At 46.0% G+C, this 17,587-nt stretch carries 19 protein-coding genes; 2 read left to right on the top strand and 17 right to left on the bottom strand.

Annotated features, from left to right (window positions below; genetic code table 11):
* Positions 1-11: 11 nt before the first annotated feature.
* The 6 genes from hisS to ndk all read right to left on the bottom strand — a co-directional run bounded on the left by hisS (position 12) and on the right by ndk (position 6,005).
* The gene (gene hisS, locus H5647_RS12790) at positions 12-1,283 is read right to left on the bottom strand and encodes a histidine--tRNA ligase (protein ID WP_045859040.1); all 1,272 of its coding nucleotides are present in this window, start codon (positions 1,281-1,283) and stop codon (positions 12-14) included.
* Between the two features lie 47 nt (positions 1,284-1,330).
* Positions 1,331-2,443 carry a flavodoxin-dependent (E)-4-hydroxy-3-methylbut-2-enyl-diphosphate synthase gene (ispG, locus tag H5647_RS12785; protein ID WP_045859038.1) on the bottom strand — a complete coding sequence of 371 codons (1,113 nt, stop codon included), beginning with the start codon at positions 2,441-2,443 and terminating at the stop codon, positions 1,331-1,333.
* A gap of 88 nt (positions 2,444-2,531) precedes the next feature.
* Positions 2,532-3,485, bottom strand: a complete 954-nt coding sequence (locus H5647_RS12780) for a helix-turn-helix domain-containing protein (protein WP_045859036.1) — start codon at positions 3,483-3,485, stop codon at positions 2,532-2,534.
* A 38-nt stretch (positions 3,486-3,523) separates the two neighbouring features.
* The gene (gene pilW / locus H5647_RS12775) at positions 3,524-4,312 is read right to left on the bottom strand and encodes a type IV pilus biogenesis/stability protein PilW (RefSeq protein ID WP_045859035.1); all 789 of its coding nucleotides are present in this window, start codon (positions 4,310-4,312) and stop codon (positions 3,524-3,526) included.
* Positions 4,313-4,344: 32 nt separating this feature from the next.
* The gene (rlmN, locus tag H5647_RS12770; protein WP_045859034.1) at positions 4,345-5,550 is read right to left on the bottom strand and encodes a 23S rRNA (adenine(2503)-C(2))-methyltransferase RlmN; all 1,206 of its coding nucleotides are present in this window, start codon (positions 5,548-5,550) and stop codon (positions 4,345-4,347) included.
* Positions 5,551-5,579: 29 nt separating this feature from the next.
* Positions 5,580-6,005: a nucleoside-diphosphate kinase gene (gene ndk, locus H5647_RS12765; RefSeq protein WP_045859032.1), complete on the bottom strand. Its 426-nt coding sequence runs from the start codon at positions 6,003-6,005 to the stop codon at positions 5,580-5,582.
* 288 nt (positions 6,006-6,293) lie between these two features.
* Between ndk and H5647_RS12760 the strand changes: the two genes are divergently transcribed.
* Entirely contained in the window at positions 6,294-6,854 is a 561-nt protein-coding gene (locus H5647_RS12760; RefSeq protein ID WP_045859030.1) for a glutathione peroxidase, read from the top strand.
* A gap of 71 nt (positions 6,855-6,925) precedes the next feature.
* On the opposite strand, the gene H5647_RS12755 is transcribed toward H5647_RS12760, so the two are convergent.
* The 10 genes from H5647_RS12755 to trmJ form a co-directional block, all read right to left on the bottom strand.
* The gene (locus H5647_RS12755) at positions 6,926-7,357 is read right to left on the bottom strand and encodes a SufE family protein (protein ID WP_045859028.1); all 432 of its coding nucleotides are present in this window, start codon (positions 7,355-7,357) and stop codon (positions 6,926-6,928) included.
* Positions 7,357-7,893, bottom strand: coding sequence for a putative Fe-S cluster assembly protein SufT (gene sufT / locus H5647_RS12750; protein WP_045859026.1), 537 nt, complete (start codon positions 7,891-7,893; stop codon positions 7,357-7,359). Before sufT ends, H5647_RS12755 begins: the two co-directional genes overlap by 1 nt.
* Positions 7,894-7,947: 54 nt before the next feature.
* Positions 7,948-8,298, bottom strand: a complete 351-nt coding sequence (locus tag H5647_RS12745) for a HesB/IscA family protein (RefSeq protein WP_045859024.1) — start codon at positions 8,296-8,298, stop codon at positions 7,948-7,950.
* Between the two features lie 14 nt (positions 8,299-8,312).
* A complete protein-coding gene (locus tag H5647_RS12740) occupies positions 8,313-9,563 on the bottom strand; it encodes an aminotransferase class V-fold PLP-dependent enzyme (RefSeq protein ID WP_045859023.1) in 1,251 nt (416 codons plus the stop codon).
* Positions 9,560-10,888 carry a Fe-S cluster assembly protein SufD gene (gene sufD, locus H5647_RS12735; RefSeq protein WP_045859021.1) on the bottom strand — a complete coding sequence of 443 codons (1,329 nt, stop codon included), beginning with the start codon at positions 10,886-10,888 and terminating at the stop codon, positions 9,560-9,562. Before sufD ends, H5647_RS12740 begins: the two co-directional genes overlap by 4 nt.
* A gap of 2 nt (positions 10,889-10,890) precedes the next feature.
* On the bottom strand, positions 10,891-11,649 hold the full coding sequence (sufC, locus tag H5647_RS12730) for a Fe-S cluster assembly ATPase SufC (RefSeq protein WP_045859019.1): 759 nt from the start codon (positions 11,647-11,649) through the stop codon (positions 10,891-10,893).
* Between the two features lie 124 nt (positions 11,650-11,773).
* Positions 11,774-13,213, bottom strand: a complete 1,440-nt coding sequence (gene sufB, locus H5647_RS12725; RefSeq protein ID WP_045859016.1) for a Fe-S cluster assembly protein SufB — start codon at positions 13,211-13,213, stop codon at positions 11,774-11,776.
* A gap of 50 nt (positions 13,214-13,263) precedes the next feature.
* Positions 13,264-14,448: an IscS subfamily cysteine desulfurase gene (locus H5647_RS12720; protein ID WP_045859015.1), complete on the bottom strand. Its 1,185-nt coding sequence runs from the start codon at positions 14,446-14,448 to the stop codon at positions 13,264-13,266.
* Between the two features lie 70 nt (positions 14,449-14,518).
* Complete coding sequence (gene iscR / locus H5647_RS12715; protein ID WP_045859013.1) at positions 14,519-15,016, bottom strand: Fe-S cluster assembly transcriptional regulator IscR; 498 nt, start codon at positions 15,014-15,016, stop codon at positions 14,519-14,521.
* 86 nt (positions 15,017-15,102) lie between these two features.
* Entirely contained in the window at positions 15,103-15,885 is a 783-nt protein-coding gene (trmJ, locus tag H5647_RS12710; RefSeq protein WP_045859010.1) for a tRNA (cytosine(32)/uridine(32)-2'-O)-methyltransferase TrmJ, read from the bottom strand.
* Positions 15,886-16,093: 208 nt separating this feature from the next.
* Here trmJ and H5647_RS12705 point away from each other — a divergent pair, with 208 nt between their 5' ends.
* Entirely contained in the window at positions 16,094-16,897 is an 804-nt protein-coding gene (locus H5647_RS12705; protein ID WP_045859008.1) for an inositol monophosphatase family protein, read from the top strand.
* A gap of 81 nt (positions 16,898-16,978) precedes the next feature.
* On the opposite strand, the gene H5647_RS12700 is transcribed toward H5647_RS12705, so the two are convergent.
* Complete coding sequence (locus H5647_RS12700) at positions 16,979-17,458, bottom strand: hypothetical protein (protein ID WP_045859006.1); 480 nt, start codon at positions 17,456-17,458, stop codon at positions 16,979-16,981.
* Between the last annotated feature and the right edge of the window lie 129 nt (positions 17,459-17,587).

Raw genomic sequence — 17,587 nt, 5'->3', positions numbered from 1 at the left:
TTTATTCGCTCCTAAAAGATGATATCTGTTATTTGTTGTTGTTTTATTGTTTGCTGCGCTTCATCGCTTCGCAGGTACTTCAGTGTAATTTCACCGTTGTTCGCTTCGTCTTCGCCCAAGATGAGTGCTATTTCCGCACCACTACGATCGGCTTTTTTCATTTGGCTCTTAAAGCTGCCGCCCCCGCAATTTAATTGCACACGCAAATAAGACGCATGCTCCCGTAAATATTCGGCCAACTGAAAAGCCTGAGGCATTACATCTCCAACCGCCACCAAATAGACATCGACCGTGCGAGATATATCCTCAGGGAATGCATTCAATTCTTGAAGCAACAAAACCAACCGCTCCAAGCCCATGGCAAAACCGACCGCAGGGGTTGGCTTGCCCCCCAACTGGGTTACAAGACTGTCATATCGCCCACCGGCACACACGGTACCCTGTGCACCGAGTTTATCGGTTACCCATTCAAAAACTGTGCGGCTGTAATAATCCAACCCTCGCACCAATCGAGTATTCACCACAAAGGGTACATCGGCCGCTGTTAAATAACGTTGCAGCTGAGCAAAGTGCTCTTTAGATTCGTCATCGAGAAAATCGGCTAAATCGGGTGCGCCAATCAGTAGCGCCTGCGTGGTTTCTACTTTACTGTCCAAAATACGCAAAGGGTTAGACTCTAAGCGCCGCACACTATCTTCATCTAACTGGTCTCTGCGAGCTTCCAAGTAGGTAACAAGTGCCGCTCTATAGTCCGCTCGAGACTCCGACGTACCCAAGCTGTTAATCTGCAACGTAACCGCCGACTCCATTCCGAGCGCCCGCCAAAGGCGAGCCGTCAGCATCAATATTTCTGCATCAGCGTCTGGAGTTTCGATTCCATAGGCTTCGACACCCACTTGATGGAACTGCCGTAACCGCCCTTTCTGCGGTTTTTCGTAACGAAACATCGGCCCTGCGTACCATATTTTTTGCACTAACGTAGCGCGATTAAACAACAACTGATGCTGCTCGGCCGCTCGCACGCAACTTGCCGTGCCTTCTGGTCGCAAGGTTACACTTTCACCGTTACGATCATCGAAGGTATACATTTCTTTTTCAACGATATCGGTCACCTCACCGATAGAACGTTTAAAGAGTTCAGTACTTTCCAATAATGGAAAACGAATCTCTTGGTAACCGTAATTTTGCACAACTTCAGTTACAACGGATTCCAGATATTGCCAGTAAGGTGTTTCGCTGGGCAGAATATCGTTCATACCCTTAATTGCTTGTAGCTTTTTCAACGTAATTCGTATTCCTAATGCTGTATCAATTGTTTATCGCCAGTTCTCTACGCTTTAGCAATAATATCTTTTTCTTCTTCAATTTTTTCTGCGGCGCGTTTTCGAATTAAACGCTCTAAATTATCAACAAGATTTTCTTGTTCTAGCTTTTCACTTGGCTCGCCGCGCACATAAATTAAATTTTTAGGCGTTCCGCCTGCCAATCCTATATCGGCTTCTTTCGCTTCACCGGGGCCGTTTACGACACACCCAATAACAGCAACGTCCAAAGGCGTTTTAATATCTTCTAGACGCATTTCCAGTTCATTCAATGTTTTAATAACATCAAAGTTTTGCCTAGAACAGCTCGGACACGCGATAAAATTAATGCCCTTATTGCGTAATTTAAGGCTTTTGAGCATATCCCAGCCCACTTTCACTTCTTCTACTGGATCCGCCGCTAAGGAAACACGAATTGTATCGCCAATACCGTCCATTAATAGCATGCCCAAGCCTACCGAAGACTTCACCGTACCTGCACGCAATCCTCCGGCCTCCGTTATACCCAAATGAAGAGGCTGTTCAATCTGAGTCGCCAGCTTTCTGTATGCGGCGACAGCCATAAATACATCGGAGGCTTTAACACTGACTTTAAAATTTTGAAAATCAAACTTATCGAGAAATGCTACATGACGCAAGGCAGACTCCACCAACGCGTCTGGCGTGGGCTCACCATATTTTTTCTGTAGATCTTTTTCTAAAGAACCTGCGTTTACGCCAATACGGATTGGAATATTAAGATCACGCGCCTTCTCAACTACAGCCTGAATACGATGCTCACGCCCAATATTGCCTGGGTTAATACGCAAACAATCTACACCCAAGTCCGCTACTCGCAATGCAATACGGTAATCAAAATGAATATCAGCCACCAGCGGGACACTTACTTGCTTTCGTATTGCGCCAAATGCTTCTGCTGCATCCATTGACGGTACCGATACACGTACAATATCGGCGCCAGCCTCTTGAATGCGATTAATTTGCGCAACTGTCGCCTCCACATCTGTGGTTTCAGTATTAGTCATACTTTGCACGCTAATCGGCGCATCGCCGCCAACGGGGACATTGCCAACCATAATCTGACGCGACTTACGACGCTTTATTGGCGACTCATAAAACATGGGGGTAAACCTACTTTAATACGGTATGTGAGGCCTAAGGCCAAAATAACAACGTGCGTGCAGCGGGAACTGAACAAGAGCGAACTTGCTACCGATGCACAGTAACCCGAAGGGTTTTGCGGCTAGGAGAAGGGTGAATCGCAAATGGCTGGCCATTTAACGTAACGTCTACTGCCCGCGCATTGCCCAACATCACTTCAAACGGGGCCTCGCCAAAAAGCTGCAGATTATCCCCTTTCAGCTTCGCTTCCGCAAACAATACCTTGCCTGTAGTATCCGAGACTTTGACCCAGCATTCATCTATGAACGTTAAGACGAGTAAATCGGTAGTTTCTGAGCCCCCGATGACACTGCTGGTAGAACTATCGAGTAGCGCTTGATCTGAAGGCGCTTCAGGCAAAACTACTGACGAATCCGCTAAAGGTGGTATAGCGTGATCAAACTCAGCGGCTTCACTATCTACACTATCAACGGTTACCTCTGCCTTCTCTACTGGTAGATCGACCAGCGGCTCTTGAGTATTAGCGCCACTCGATAACGGCAAAGATTCTGATGTTGCTACAGGGCTAGGTAAAAAGAGTGTGGCCCCAACCCATACAAGCAGCAATGCCGCCACCGCAATAAAACCCGGCAGCTTGTTTAATTTACCAAGCAAACTTGTTTCTACACTTACCGCTTGCTGGACAGGCCCACTACCATGAGGCCTGCTGGCAACGGATTTGGCTACACAGCTTACGCCGTCCTCCGCTCCTATTTCAGCTCGTAGGTTGAATGCTATAACTAGATCATCCGATTCAATATCGAGAATCTTCGCTATTTTACGGATGTAGCCGGTCACAAAGGTGTCCCCACCCAACCCTTCATAACAATCATTTTCTAAATCAGACAGCTTCCACGCGGGAATAAGCGTGTCGGTTGCGATATCCGCTAGTTCAACTGATTTGCTCTCACGCATCAATTTGAGCGCTGCGCCCGGCTTAGCCTGCTCTAGAAGCTGATGATACTCAGCCGATAATTCAATTTCGGAGTCGATGCCTATCATGTTTGAAGTCTTATTTATCTCTAGCCATACACTCGGCTCTAGTTTTGCTCAACAAAGCGCTTGTAATCCAAATATTCTTGCGAGTAAGGGTACAGGTTTTTAAGCGCCAATGCATAGCTTGCTTCTTTATCTTTATTACCAAAAATACGCTCTATACGTATTCCCAACCATAAGCTACGAGGCACTTGCCGCGTAAGGCTGGCAAACTGATCCAAATAGCGTTTAGAGCTCGCATAATCTCGTTCCGAAAACGCCACGTCGGCCAGTTCGAGGGACGCCTGCGATAAACGGTCGTTTAAATTCAAGCTATGCTCAAAAGCGGCTTTTGCTCGTACTGCATCACCTAATTTTAACGCACACAGCCCCGCATTCAGCAAGGCCTCTGCTCGGCCCGGATACGCATAATCAGAGCCTGCCGATTCAAACATTTTTTTTGCTTCTTTTAACCGTTTTTGGTCATAAAGCAATCGTCCGTAACTAAATTCTATGCTCGCCCGAGAAAAATCGGCACGATTGCGCAAGGCCTTCTTAAAGTTGGCTTCGGCTTCTTCTAGCTCGCCGTTCATTTGGTGCAACAACCCCAAACCAAGATAAGCCTCCGCTGATTTCTTATCCAACGCCAAGGCCTTACTAAAGGATCTCATTGCGCCTTCGCGCTTATCTTGTTGGAGGTAGGTCATCCCCAACTTAATATTGGCCTCCAAGGCCTCATGCTTATCGCGCTTAGGCTTTGGGTTTTCAATAGTTGTGACGCAGCCACTCAAGCCGCAAACAAAAATAAAGCCTAGCAATACTGCTTTGCCCGAAAACTCCCAGCATTTCGTCACGCACTACTCCCTTATAATTTCTCAGCTATTGTTTAGTCATCGATCATTTTAACGGGAATCACCCCGTCTTCAGCTTTCATTAGCGCGGCATGATCTAACCTATAACGCTGACTGCGTTTTGTTCTATCCTGAACCTGCCCAGCCAATTGACCGCATGCTGCGTCAATATCTTCACCACGCGTGGTACGCACTGTTGTGGTATACCCAGCTTCAATCAAAATAGTTTGAAAGCGGCGAATAGCGTTATTACTGGCGCGCTTATAATTAGACAGTGAAAAAGGGTTGAAAGGAATCAAATTGATCTTAACAGGCACGTCTTTTAGTAATTCTGCTAGCTCGTACGCATGTTCTGGCCGATCGTTGAGCTGATCAATGAGAGTATATTCGATCGTGATTTTACGTCGAGTATCCGGCACGCCCTCGATATACCGCTTTGCAGAGTCAAGCAACTGGGCAATAGGGTATTTTTTATTCAGTGGCACCAGCTGGTTACGCAGCTCATCATTAGGGGCATGTAACGAGATTGCTAAACACGCATCAGTATACTGACCCAGGCGGTCTAGAGCAGGCACAACACCCGAGGTACTCAAGGTAACGCGACGCTTTGAAATACAGTATGCGTTGTCATCCATCATTAGCTGCATTGAATCTACAACATTATCAAAATTCAATAATGGCTCGCCCATTCCCATCATGACGACATTCGTCACTCGCCGATCGCCACGTACAGGCTCTTCTTGTAACTGCCCAAACGATTTAGCCGCAATCCATACTTGGCCTATAATCTCGGCGGCAGTAAGGTCTCTATTGAAGCCTTGCTTGCCGGTTGCACAAAAACTGCAATCTAACGAGCAGCCAACCTGAGAAGACACACACAGCGTGCCACGGTCTCCTTCGGGAATAAAGACAGCCTCAATTGCATTGCCACCGCCAACTCTCACCAAAAATTTACGCGTGCCGTCGGCGGAGTCGAGTTGCTGAATAACCTCAGGAACACTTATGACCGCTATAGACGCTAGCTTTTCACGGAGCACTTTACTGATATTGCTCATTTGCTGGAAGTCTGTGACTCCGAGCTGATGAACCCACTTTAATATTTGGGTCGCGCGAAATTTCTTTTCGCCCAAAGACTCAAAAAACGCCTCGAGGCGCCCTTGTGTCATTCCCATCAGATTAATTTTATCGGGTGTTTCGGCTGTACTTTGTACAACAGGAACTGAAGATTGCTCACTACTCACTAATGGATATACCTCAGATTACACCCGCTTTATCGCGGGCATATTTCGTCTTCTTTAAAGAAGTAATTAATTTCACGCACTGCCGATGTTGAACTATCGGAGCCATGCACAGCATTTTCGCCCTTCAAAGTAGCGAAATCTTTACGAATGGTACCCTCCGCCGCCTCTGAAGGGTCGGTAGCTCCCATAATCTCGCGGTTTAATGCAATCGCGCTTTCGCCTTCTAAGACTTGTACAAACGTCGGTCCAGACGTCATAAATTCTACCAATTCGCCGAAAAATGGCTTTTCTTTATGCTCTGCATAAAAACCGCCGGCAATCTCATCGTCCATATGGATTAATCTTGCAGCAACAATTTTTAAGCCTGCCGCCTCAAATCGCATATAAATCTGGCCAATTACATTATTTTTTACTGCATTTGGCTTGATCATGGATAAAGTTCTTTCTATCGCCATCCTTAATTCTCCTTAATATACTCTCTACTCAATACTCCCTGCACCAATATCGAAGGGAGCGTTAAAGCCTCTAGACAGTGAAATTATACGCAGATCACACCCAAAATAGTATGTATCGCATCAAATCGAACACGTCAGCGCAGCGTTACAGCCTATCGCCAAGATCACTCGCCGCTCGAGAATCAGTTGACTCACCCATCCGTAAGCGTATGGTCTGCGTATAAATACTACCATCTCAAAATGGTTATGAAATTCTACTTAGCAGCTTTTTGCAGGGAAATACCTTACATGACAAGATTACAACGTCTCTTTTTCGCGCTAACACTGAGCATAGCACCCAGCGTTAGCGCGGCCGATGCCCCCCAAGCTGAGCAAAGCTGCCCTGCTCTTTTCGACCACGCCTTTAAAAAACTACACAGCAATGACACCTTAAACCTATGCGATCTCTATACCGGCAAGCCCATGATATTAATCAATACAGCGAGCCACTGCGGCTACACCCGCCAGTTTAAAGGCCTAGAAGCTCTCTACCAAAAATACAAAAAGGAAGGTGTCGAATTAGTCGGTTTTGCATCAGACGACTTTAAGCAAGCAGCAAAAAGCGAAATGGAAGCCGCTTCTATTTGCTATAAAAACTATGGGGTGACATTCAGTATGATTGCCCCTACACACGTTCGAGGCGACGATGCTAACGAGGTTTTCACACGGTTAAATCGTCAGGCTGGCAAGCCCAGCTGGAATTTCAACAAATATCTAGTGTCAGCCGACGGCTCACAGATACAACGCTTTGGTAGCAATACCGAACCTACAGATTCAGCTTTAGAAAAAGCACTGATTAAAGCACTTTAAACCACAACAGAGTGCTTTATAACCGCCAAAACCTCTCCGCAAATGGGCAGAGGTTTTTAAGGTAAACCGTATTAATTAGCGGCTTCGAAACGAATACGCTCTACCATCGATTTAAGCCCGTTCCCTCGCGTTGGGCTTAAATGTTTAAGCAAGCCGAGCTGCTCAAAATACGCATTAATATCAAACGCCAAAATATCCTCAACGCTTTTACCGTTATAGGCGGCCATAACCAAGCCAAGTAAGCCCTTTACGATAAACGCATCACTATCGGCTTGAAACCACATACAGCCATCAATGATTTCGGAATCGATCCACACCTGACTTTGACACCCTTTCACCAAATGCGCATCGTCTTTCTTAGCGTCTTCCATAGCCGGCAATTCTTTACCTAAATCGATAATATATTTATAGCGATCCTCCCAACCATCAAAAAAGCTAAGGGTATCTACAATATCTTCGACCGTTATAGCGCTACCAAAAGGATTTTTCTGCAAGAGTGTCATCAAAAAAACATTCCCGTTTCAAGTTGCGCTTCCTCAGACATCATATCCCTATGCCATGGAGGGTCGAAAATAAGGGATACTCTAACGTCGGTAACGTTCGGCACCATACCCACTCGATATTTCACATCGCCTACAAGCACTGGCCCCATACCACAGGCGGGCGCCGTTAATGTCATATCGATAGAAACACTCTTTGTCTCTTTATCAATTGAAACATTATAAATTAAACCCAAACTGCGTAAATTAACGGGAATTTCAGGGTCGTACACAGTTTCCAAAGCTTCCCACACTTGAGCCTCATCAATGGCATCGCTTTGTGGTGGTGCAAAAGTGAGCTCGTATTTTTCGAGCCCCAAGGCATCGGCATCAGTACCATCAACACGCAACATATTACCTTGGTATACCACGGTATAATTGCCACCCAGAGACTGAGTTATGGTAATGAATTGATGGGCCGGAATCGTAACGGAATCACCTACCGGCACTAAGCGGGCAGGACAATCTCGTACCGTTGTTACCATGCGCTGTTCAGACATACATTTTCCTGAAAACAATTAATCTAAATAATTTTTCTACAGCAAAGCCACTATTCAAACGCTAAAACTTTCACCGCAGCCACAGGCATTTTTAACATTCGGGTTATTGAGTTCTAAATTGCGATTTAGCCCCTGCTTAACGTAATCGACTACAGTACCCTGAATCGCCGCCATATGGGTGGGATCAACAAATACTTGCACACCATTTTTAAGCGTAATTTCTAGATCGCTCGTTTCACCAGAGTCCACCTCATCGATGACATACATAAACCCGGTACAACCACTTTCTTTCAAGCTAATACGAATCGCTTGCGCGCCCTTTTTTTTAAGCTGCGCTTGAAAATGCTCGGCAGCCGCCGGTGTAACGGTCACCGTATCATTCAGACTAAAAGTTTCAACGCTCATTTTGGATTCGCCCTTTAAATAAACTGTTTAACTTTTTCCAGTGCTGCAAAAAAGCGTTCGACGTCTTCACGCGTATTGTACATAGAAAATGAGGCCCGTACGGTGCCAGGAACATTCAATGCCTCCATCAAAGGCTGTGCACAATGATGCCCCGTACGCACCGCCACGCCCTGCTGATCTAACAACATTCCAACATCTGAAGGATGAGCGCCATCTAACAAAAAACTGAATACACCAGCAATATTTTCGGCTTCACCAACTCGCTTTAACCCTGAACACTTCTCTGCCAGCTGGTGACAATAAGTGAGCAGATCACGTTCATGGGCGATAATGGCATTACGGTCTAATGTATTCAAATAATCAATCGCTGCAGCCAAGCCAATTACGCCAGCAATATCCGGCGTGCCGGCCTCAAATTTATAAGGCAATACGTTAAACGTTGTTCCGCTAAAGCTACAACTCTCGATCATCTCTCCACCACCATGGTAAGGAGGCATTTCATTAAGTAACGCTTCGCGCCCCCAAAGCACGCCGATACCCGTAGGGCCAAACAATTTATGGCCTGAAAAACCATAAAAATCACAACCCAGGGCTTGGACATCAACGGGAAAATGTGCGACGGCTTGAGCACCATCGATAAAAACTTTAGCCCCCACAGCGTGGGCAGCCGAGATAATGTTTTTTAACGGGTTAACCGTACCTAGAGCATTTGACACATGGCCAACTGACACCATTTTCACTCGTTCATCTAGCAGAGCTGAGAACGCAGGTATATCGATATCGCCTGTAGTTAAAATTGGAATAGGGATGAGCTGCGCACCCATCTCTTCGGCCAATATTTGCCAAGGCACAATGTTAGAATGATGCTCTAGCGTGGACACTAATATCTTATCGCCTGCGCCAATATTATTTCGCCCCCAGCTATGAGCAACTAGGTTTATGGCTTCTGTTGTACCTCGTGTCCATATCACCTGTTCTTTTTTGGGGCTACACACAAACTTCGCAACAGTGTCTCGCGCATGCTCAAACGCAACTGTGGCTCTATCACTTAAACTGTGTGCGCCACGATGTACATTGGAGTTGTACCCTCGGTAGTAATCGCTAATAGCCTCAATAACAGCATTGGGCTTTTGCGTTGTTGCAGCATTGTCTAAATACACCAAGGGATGACCATTAATCTCTTGATCTAAAATAGGAAATTCATCACGCACTTTTTGTACGTTAAAAACATCGTTAGACATACTTTTAGTCACGGTGGCTATCATCCAAGGTGTCTCGCGAGTGATTCGTCACGCGCAAACATTCTAGCCAACATTGGGCGAATATAATTCGCTATAGATTCTTCACGCATATTGTTAATCAATTCGTTAATAAAACCAAAACTCAACATAACTTTGGCTTCTTCTGCACCCACGCCACGCGTCAACAAATAATGCAGGGTATTATTATCCAACTGAGCGACTGTTGCACCATGCGCACATTGAACATCATCGGCGTATATTTCCAACTCTGGTTTGGTATCCACTTCAGCCTTATTGCTGGTCAAAAGATTTTTATTGCTTAGTTGCGCCAGTGTTTTTTGCGCCTGCGGGTGAATATGAATTCGACCATTAAAAACCGCGCGCGAGCTATCGGAGATAATACCGCGAAACGACTCATTCGACGTACAACGCGGTACAGCATGCTCTATACATGTGTGGTAATCGATATGCTGACTGTTACGTGTTAAATAAACGCCATTTAATTCGGAGTGAGCGCCTTCGCCTTGATGATTTACCACTACGTCAATACGCTTTATTTTTCCACCTAACCCTAAATAGAAGCTGTCGATATTCGCGTTACGCTGCAAGCCAACATTCACACTACCCACATGAATGGCAGATTCATGTTCTAGCTGTAGGCGGTAATGTTGTAAACGTGCATTTTCACCCACATTCAACTCGGTGACGCCGTTCGTAAAACCCAAGCTCGTCGATGATGACTCATTTTCAAGCGATGTAAACTGTTCAATTACGGTTGCTTCGCTACCTTGCTCCATAACAACGAGCAAACGTTGATTGACCGTATAAGGCTGCGACTGAGGGGTATTAAGGTAAACAATTTGTACAGGCCTATCGAGCTGTACATTTTTACCAACCTTAAGAAACACCCCTTCGCTCAACTGAGTCGTATTAAGCGCTGTAAAAAGATGCTTATCCGCAGTAGTTAATGCATCTAGCTCTGATGCTATCTGAGCTTGTTGCGCTGTATCTGCTGTAGAGAAACAACTAAGTTCAACACCTACAGGCATCTCAGATAGGTCGCATGAAAGGGTGCTACTGAAGATTCCGTTAACAAAAACCAACGGGTAGGCATTCAGCCCATTAATCGTATAGTGAGATGCCCAATCAGGGTTTTCAGAAACGAGTGCGGGAGCACAATGGTACTCTCCCTGCTCCAATGCTCTTAAATTTGTATACTTCCAATCCTCTGTTTTACGCCCAGGAAAACGATGTTTTAACCACTGCGCAGCACCTCGTTGACGATAGGACTGAAGCCAATCAGGCGTCTCTGTGGCCAGCGGTGTTGCCGCTTGCTGAATATAATCCATCGTTACGCCACTCCATTCAACGATGGATCTAACCAACCGTAACCCTTTTCTTCTAGCTCTAACGCTAAACTTTTATCGCCCGACTTAATGATTCGGCCATCCACCAACACATGTACAAAATCAGGCTCGATATAGTCAAGCAGGCGCTGATAGTGTGTCACAATAATAAAGGAACGATCTGGGCTGCGAAGCGCATTCACGCCATTGGCGACCACTTGTAAAGCATCAATATCCAGACCTGAGTCGGTCTCATCTAAAATGCACAGCTTCGGTTCCAACAGCATCATTTGCATTATTTCGTTGCGTTTTTTCTCGCCACCCGAAAAACCTTCATTTACACCGCGCTTCAAGAAGCTCTGGTCTAGATTTACGGCTTTACAATGCTCACGTGCTTTCTTTAGAAAACTAACAGCATCGTAGGCGCTCTCACCTCGATGCTCTCGTACCGCATCAACTGCAGCCTTCATAAATTCCATATTACTAACACCAGGAATTTCAACGGGGTACTGAAAAGCCAAAAACAACCCTTCTCGAGCACGCTCTTCAGTATCCATATCCAGTAAGTCTTTCCCACCGAAAGAAACCTGGCCTTTCGTAACACCATAACCCTCTCGGCCAGATAATACGTGCCCTGTTGTACTTTTACCGGAACCATTAGGCCCCATTATTGCGTGAACCTCACCCGCCTTAACGTCTAAATTAAGGCCTTTAAGAATTTCTTTATCTTCAACATTTGCATGAAGATTAGTAATAGACAACATTCAGGATTACTCCAGTTACATTAAGCAATAACGATAATATTAAATTTTGGTCAAAACGCATTAAGACCATTTTATGTCCGTATCGATTCAGCTTCGAATAAACGCCAAAAATCGATCAACAGCATTAACCAACAGAACCTTCTAAGCTCACTTCAAGCAACTTGCCGGCTTCTACAGCGAATTCCATAGGTAGCTCTTTAAACACTTCTTTACAAAAACCATTCACAATCATCGACACCGCTTTTTCCGTATCAATGCCGCGCTGTAAACATAAATATAATTGATCATCACTTACCTTCGACGTTGTGGCTTCGTGCTCAATAACCGCCGAGGGATGCTTGCTTTCAATATAAGGGAAGGTATGTGCGGCGCATTTGTCGCCAATTAACAGTGAATCACATTGCGTGTAGTTTCTCGCACCTTCGGCCCCTGGATTCATGCGAACCAACCCACGGTAGGCGTTAGAACTTTTACCTGCCGATATACCTTTGGAAATAATGGTTGAGCGCGTATTTTTGCCTAAATGAATCATTTTAGTGCCGGTATCGGCCTGCTGAAAATTATTGGTTAACGCAACAGAATAAAACTCCCCAACACTGTTGTCGCCTTTTAATATACAGCTAGGGTATTTCCACGTGATAGCCGAACCCGTTTCTACTTGGGTCCACGATATTCGTGCATTCGTGTGAGCGACACCGCGCTTTGTCACGAAGTTATATATACCGCCTTTACCTTCTTTATCTCCGGGATACCAGTTCTGTACTGTCGAGTACTTTATATTCGCATCGTCAAGCGCAACCAATTCCACTACTGCTGCATGCAATTGATTTTCATCTCGCATTGGCGCCGTACAACCCTCCAGATAGCTCACATTACTGCCTTCATCGGCAATAATTAAAGTACGCTCGAACTGGCCCGTTTTAGCTTCATTAATTCGAAAATAGGTTGAAAGTTCCATAGGACAACGAACACCCTTGGGAATATAAACAAAAGAACCATCGCTAAATACGGCACTGTTTAGCGCCGCATAAAAATTATCTTTCTGGGGCACAACACTACCGAGGTAGCGCTTAACTAGATCCGGGTACTCTTTTACTGCTTCGGAGATTGGGCAAAATATAACGCCTACCTCTTTCAGCTTCGAGCGAAAAGTGGTGGCAACCGAAACTGAATCAAACACCGCATCTACGGCAACACCGGCCAGCGCTTCTTGCTCATGCAAGGGAATGCCCAATTTTTTATAGGTTTCCAATAATTCAGGGTCCACTTCATCCAAGCTCTGAGGCCTATCAGCCATGCTCTTGGGTGCCGAATAATACGAAACTTCATCAAAATCTATTTTTGGATAGTTCACGTGCGCCCAATCGGGCTCCGTCATTTCTCGCCACGCGTGATAAGCCTTTAATCTCCAATCGAGCATCCATTGCGGCTCATCTTTTTTAGCCGAGATAAAGCGAATAACATTTTCATCCAATCCAGGTGGTAACGTTTCGGATTCAACATCCGTTACAAAGCCCGCTGAATAGTCTTGTTCAATTAGCTGATCGATGTGTTCTTGGGACATAGGGTTCACAACTCAATTGGCCGATAAACGGCCGTAAAACTTTAAATCCGTCAGACCTTTGCTTTATTGGCCTGCCATAAGGGAGGGTCTTTCCGTAACTTGAGGACTACTTCTGCTACCGTTTTCGCAGCAAAATCAACTTCCTCTTCCGTGGTATAACGACCAAAACTAAAACGAATTGAGCTATGCGCTAATTCGTCAGTTAAACCAAGGGCCTTCAACACATAGGACGGCTCAACACTCAATGACGTGCAAGCCGAGCCCGTAGAAACGGCAAGCTCACGTAACGCCAATAAGAGCGTCTCACCATCAACACCCGCTATGCTGATATTGGCATTGCCAGCAACACGATGTTCGAGGCTTCCGTTTAACTGCCACCCCGTAAGGGATTCTAGATGTTGTAAAAAGCGATTTCTCAACGCGAGTATGCGCGCACTCTCGCCAACCAAAAGGTCGCTAGCCATTTTAGCGGCTAACCCAATACCGACCAACTGATGCGTAGGTAATGTACCTGAGCGCATACCACGTTCATGACCACCACCGTGAATTTGCGCTGCTATTGGCACGTGTGATTGACGCTTTATAAAGAGTGCGCCAACCCCTTTAGGGCCATAAAATTTATGCGCAGACATAGATAACAAGTCTACTGGCAGTTCGGCTGTATCGACGGCGACCTTCCCCACGGCTTGAGCAGCATCCACATGAAAGTAGACTCCTTTGCGCCGACAGACCGCCCCTATCGCCGCAATATCATTAATAACCCCAACTTCATTGTTGACCGCCATAATAGACACTAACGAGGTTTCTGGGGTTATGGCCATTTCTATCGCTTTAGCACAGATGCGGCCAGCAGCGTCAGGCTTTAGATACGTTACCGTGAAGCCTTCACCTTCCAAGTATTTAAAGGTGTCTAATACGGCTTTATGCTCAGTGAGGGACGTTATTAAATGAGTTCCGTTTGCCTTGTTTGCGGTGGCAACGCCCTTTATCGCTAGATTATTTGCTTCGGTGGCGCCGCTTGTCCACACAATCTCGCGAGGGTCTGCATTGAGCAAGTCGGCCACTTGCCCACGCGCTATCTCGACCGCTTCCTCGGCTTTCCATCCGTATATGTGAGACCGTGACGCAGGATTACCAAAAATACCATTTTGCGTTAAGCAAGCACACATCGCTTCGGCTACGCTCGGGTCTACCGGCGTAGTTGCTGCGTAATCAAGGTAAACTGGTATTTGCATGATGGACTTCAACAGACTAATAAATCGCGATTAAAACACCGGCAGCAGCCCTAGGGCCGCTGCCTTCTATTCAGAGGATATCTGAAGCAGAAATAGCGCTGGTTTGGCTTTCGTCACCATTAGCCGCATTACCGGCCTCATCTTGGCGGCGTGCTACTTTCTGTACATCTTGCCGATCAACTAAACTTTGCAAGCTGATACTGCTCAAAAAACTATGGATTTGCTCGCTTAAATCGCACCACAAATAGTGTGTGAGGCAAACATCCCCACCTTGACAATTACCCGCACCGCCGCAATTGGTAGCATCAATTGATTCGTTAACCGCATCGATGATTTGCGCCACAAATATCTCCGCAGCAACACGGCTTAGCTTGTAGCCGCCACCAGGGCCACGCACACTCGAGACAAGGGTGTTCTGCCTCAATTTTGCGAACAACTGCTCTAAATAGGACAGTGATATCCCCTGTCGCTTGGAGATATCAGCCAAGCTGACGGGGCCGCGCTGCGCATGGAGCGCCAAGTCCAACATCGCGGTGACCGCGTAGCGGCCTTTGGTCGTTAATCGCATAGTGCCGGTCTCTGGGTTTAAGAGTGCACATTATCGAATAACCTACTAATTCAATCAAGTATTTAACCTACTAATTTAGTAGGTTATTAATCTGGCTTATTTTCGAGCGCTTTAATCTTTTTATCCGTATGAAAAATATGGTTTTGAATAGACGTTAGCATGCCACGTAATATGCTCAACTCCATTTTATCCATACGTATGCGACCAAATAAGCGCCTTAGGCGTGTTACCGTCTGACGAGGATGATCAGGATCAATAAACTTGAGCTGCTCCAACGTCTCTTGTAAATGCTCATAATAATTTTCCAACGACGCACTATTTGCCGGGGGCTGATCCCAGTCATTAAAATGCAACTCTTTACCTTCTTTGGCTGCAAAGTAGGCCATACGAATCTCGTAGCAAATCACCTGTAAAGCCGCGCCTATATTCAACGAGCTGTATTCGGGATTCGCGGGAATATGCACATGAAAATTACACTTATGCAGCTCTTCATTCGTCAAGCCACGGTCTTCGCGCCCAAATACAATCGCTACGGGGTGAGTACCCGCCTCTGCCCAGCAACGCTCACCGCACTCACGAGGCGTCACTAACGGCCACGGAATACGACGCTCCCTAGCACTTGTACCGACCACTAAACCACAATCAGCAATTGCTTCATCAAGTGTGGACACCACCTTGGCATTTTCCAGCACATCTACCGCTCCAGCTGCTCGCCAAACGGCTTTTTCGGCAGGGTAATCCTTAGGGTCGACGATATAAAGCTCCGACAAACACATATTCTTCATCGCGCGCGCAGCAGCGCCGATATTACCGGGATGAGTAGTGTTCACCATTACCATTCGAATTTGCTGAAATCGTTGTTCATTCATGGGCTAGTCTTTGAAGTGTCCAGAGTAGTGCCAAGCGGCCAGAAAAGGCGCGCAGTGTACCAGAGGGGCCCTGTGGAGCATAGCAACCCAACGCGTGATCATAGTTATCCTGTATCGCTACTGTTATAATCCTTGCACTGCGACCATGGCTCGCAGCTGTTCTTTTAAAATTGCTATCTTACATTCATACCTGTCCAGAGATTTAACTATGGAACCCATGCTTACCCTTGCGCTTAAGGCTGCCCGAAAAGCCGGCGATGTTATAGAACACTCCTTCGAACGGCTCGACCTTATTAACATTGAAGAAAAAGGCCGCAACGACTTTGTTAGCGAAGTAGACCGCAAAGCTGAACAAGAGGTAATTTACCATTTAAGTAAATCCTACCCCGACCATAAGTTTATCGGTGAAGAATCGGGCGTTTCAGGTGCGAAAGATAGCGAATATGAGTGGATCATCGATCCTCTCGATGGCACAACCAACTTCATTCACGGTATTCCTCAGTTTTCCGTATCTATTGCCTGCAAATATAGAGGCCAGTTAGAACACGCTGTTGTTCTCGACCCCATCAAAAGAGAAGAGTTTACCGCTAGCCGTGGACGTGGCGCTATGCTGAATGGTCGCCGCCTGCGTGTAAGCAACCGCAAAAGCTTAGACGGCGCCCTAATTGGCACTGGCATCCCTTTCAACGGTTATGCTTTTGACCGCATCGACCCTTACCTAAACTGCTTGCGAGAAGTGGCCGGTCAAACTGCCGGCATTCGTCGTGCAGGCTCTGCCGCTTTAGATTTAGCCTATGTTGCGGCAGGTCGATTTGATGGTTTCTGGGAGATGAACCTACAATCATGGGATATGGCAGCAGGCGTATTACTTGTGCGCGAAGCTGGAGGGTTGTTGAGCGGCTTTAAAGGGGATAGCGACTACCTAGAAACCGGTCACATTGTATGTGGAGCGCCTAAGGTTTTTAAACCACTGCTGCAAATAGTCGGTAAACACATGGGTAATGTTTACTAAACCTACCGGAAATATATGCCGTAAAGAAACCCGCTACAGGCGCTGCCCATAGCGGGCTCAATTGCTAACAACAATAACTAATTAACCATTACCACAGAAAACGTAGTAAGAATCACTGTACGAGCCAGGTCTTACAGAAATACCGCAATCTGAGCAGTAACCCGCTAGCGCGGTCGTAATTGTTGATGACATTTGAGAACCAGGAACATTAGTTGCGTACAACGCGTTAGGATGAGCACAACTAGTAACGCCCGGATCCACTACAACTACAGGTATCTTACGATACACGCTTGGGCTCAAACAAGAACCCGACACACGGTAACCTGTTTTTGCCGTAAGGCTAGAGCACTCGCCATTATAGTACTGGCCCCACGTGCGCTGACGTGTTGCCGCAACAATACTGCCATCTTTACAAGATTGTGTAATTCGAACGCCATTATAAATAGAGGTTTGTGAGGTATTCACCCACGAACAACTAATCAATACATCCGCAAAAACATTCTGAGCACCCAAGCCTAATACCAATGTCGCTGCAAGCGCAAAATAGTGTACTAATTTCATAATATTTCCTTTATCAATCAATTTAACTGTGCATTTAACACGTCCATTTTCCTTTTTTTACACAACGCCAAAAATAGTTAGCGCTATTACCTTCCATGATAATTTCAATTAGCAACCCTACAACGAACA

Origin of the sequence: Teredinibacter purpureus, assembly GCF_014217335.1 — a bacterium.
In the GTDB taxonomy this organism is placed as follows: domain Bacteria; phylum Pseudomonadota; class Gammaproteobacteria; order Pseudomonadales; family Cellvibrionaceae; genus Teredinibacter; species Teredinibacter purpureus.
This window is presented reverse-complemented; position numbering and strand designations above follow the sequence as displayed.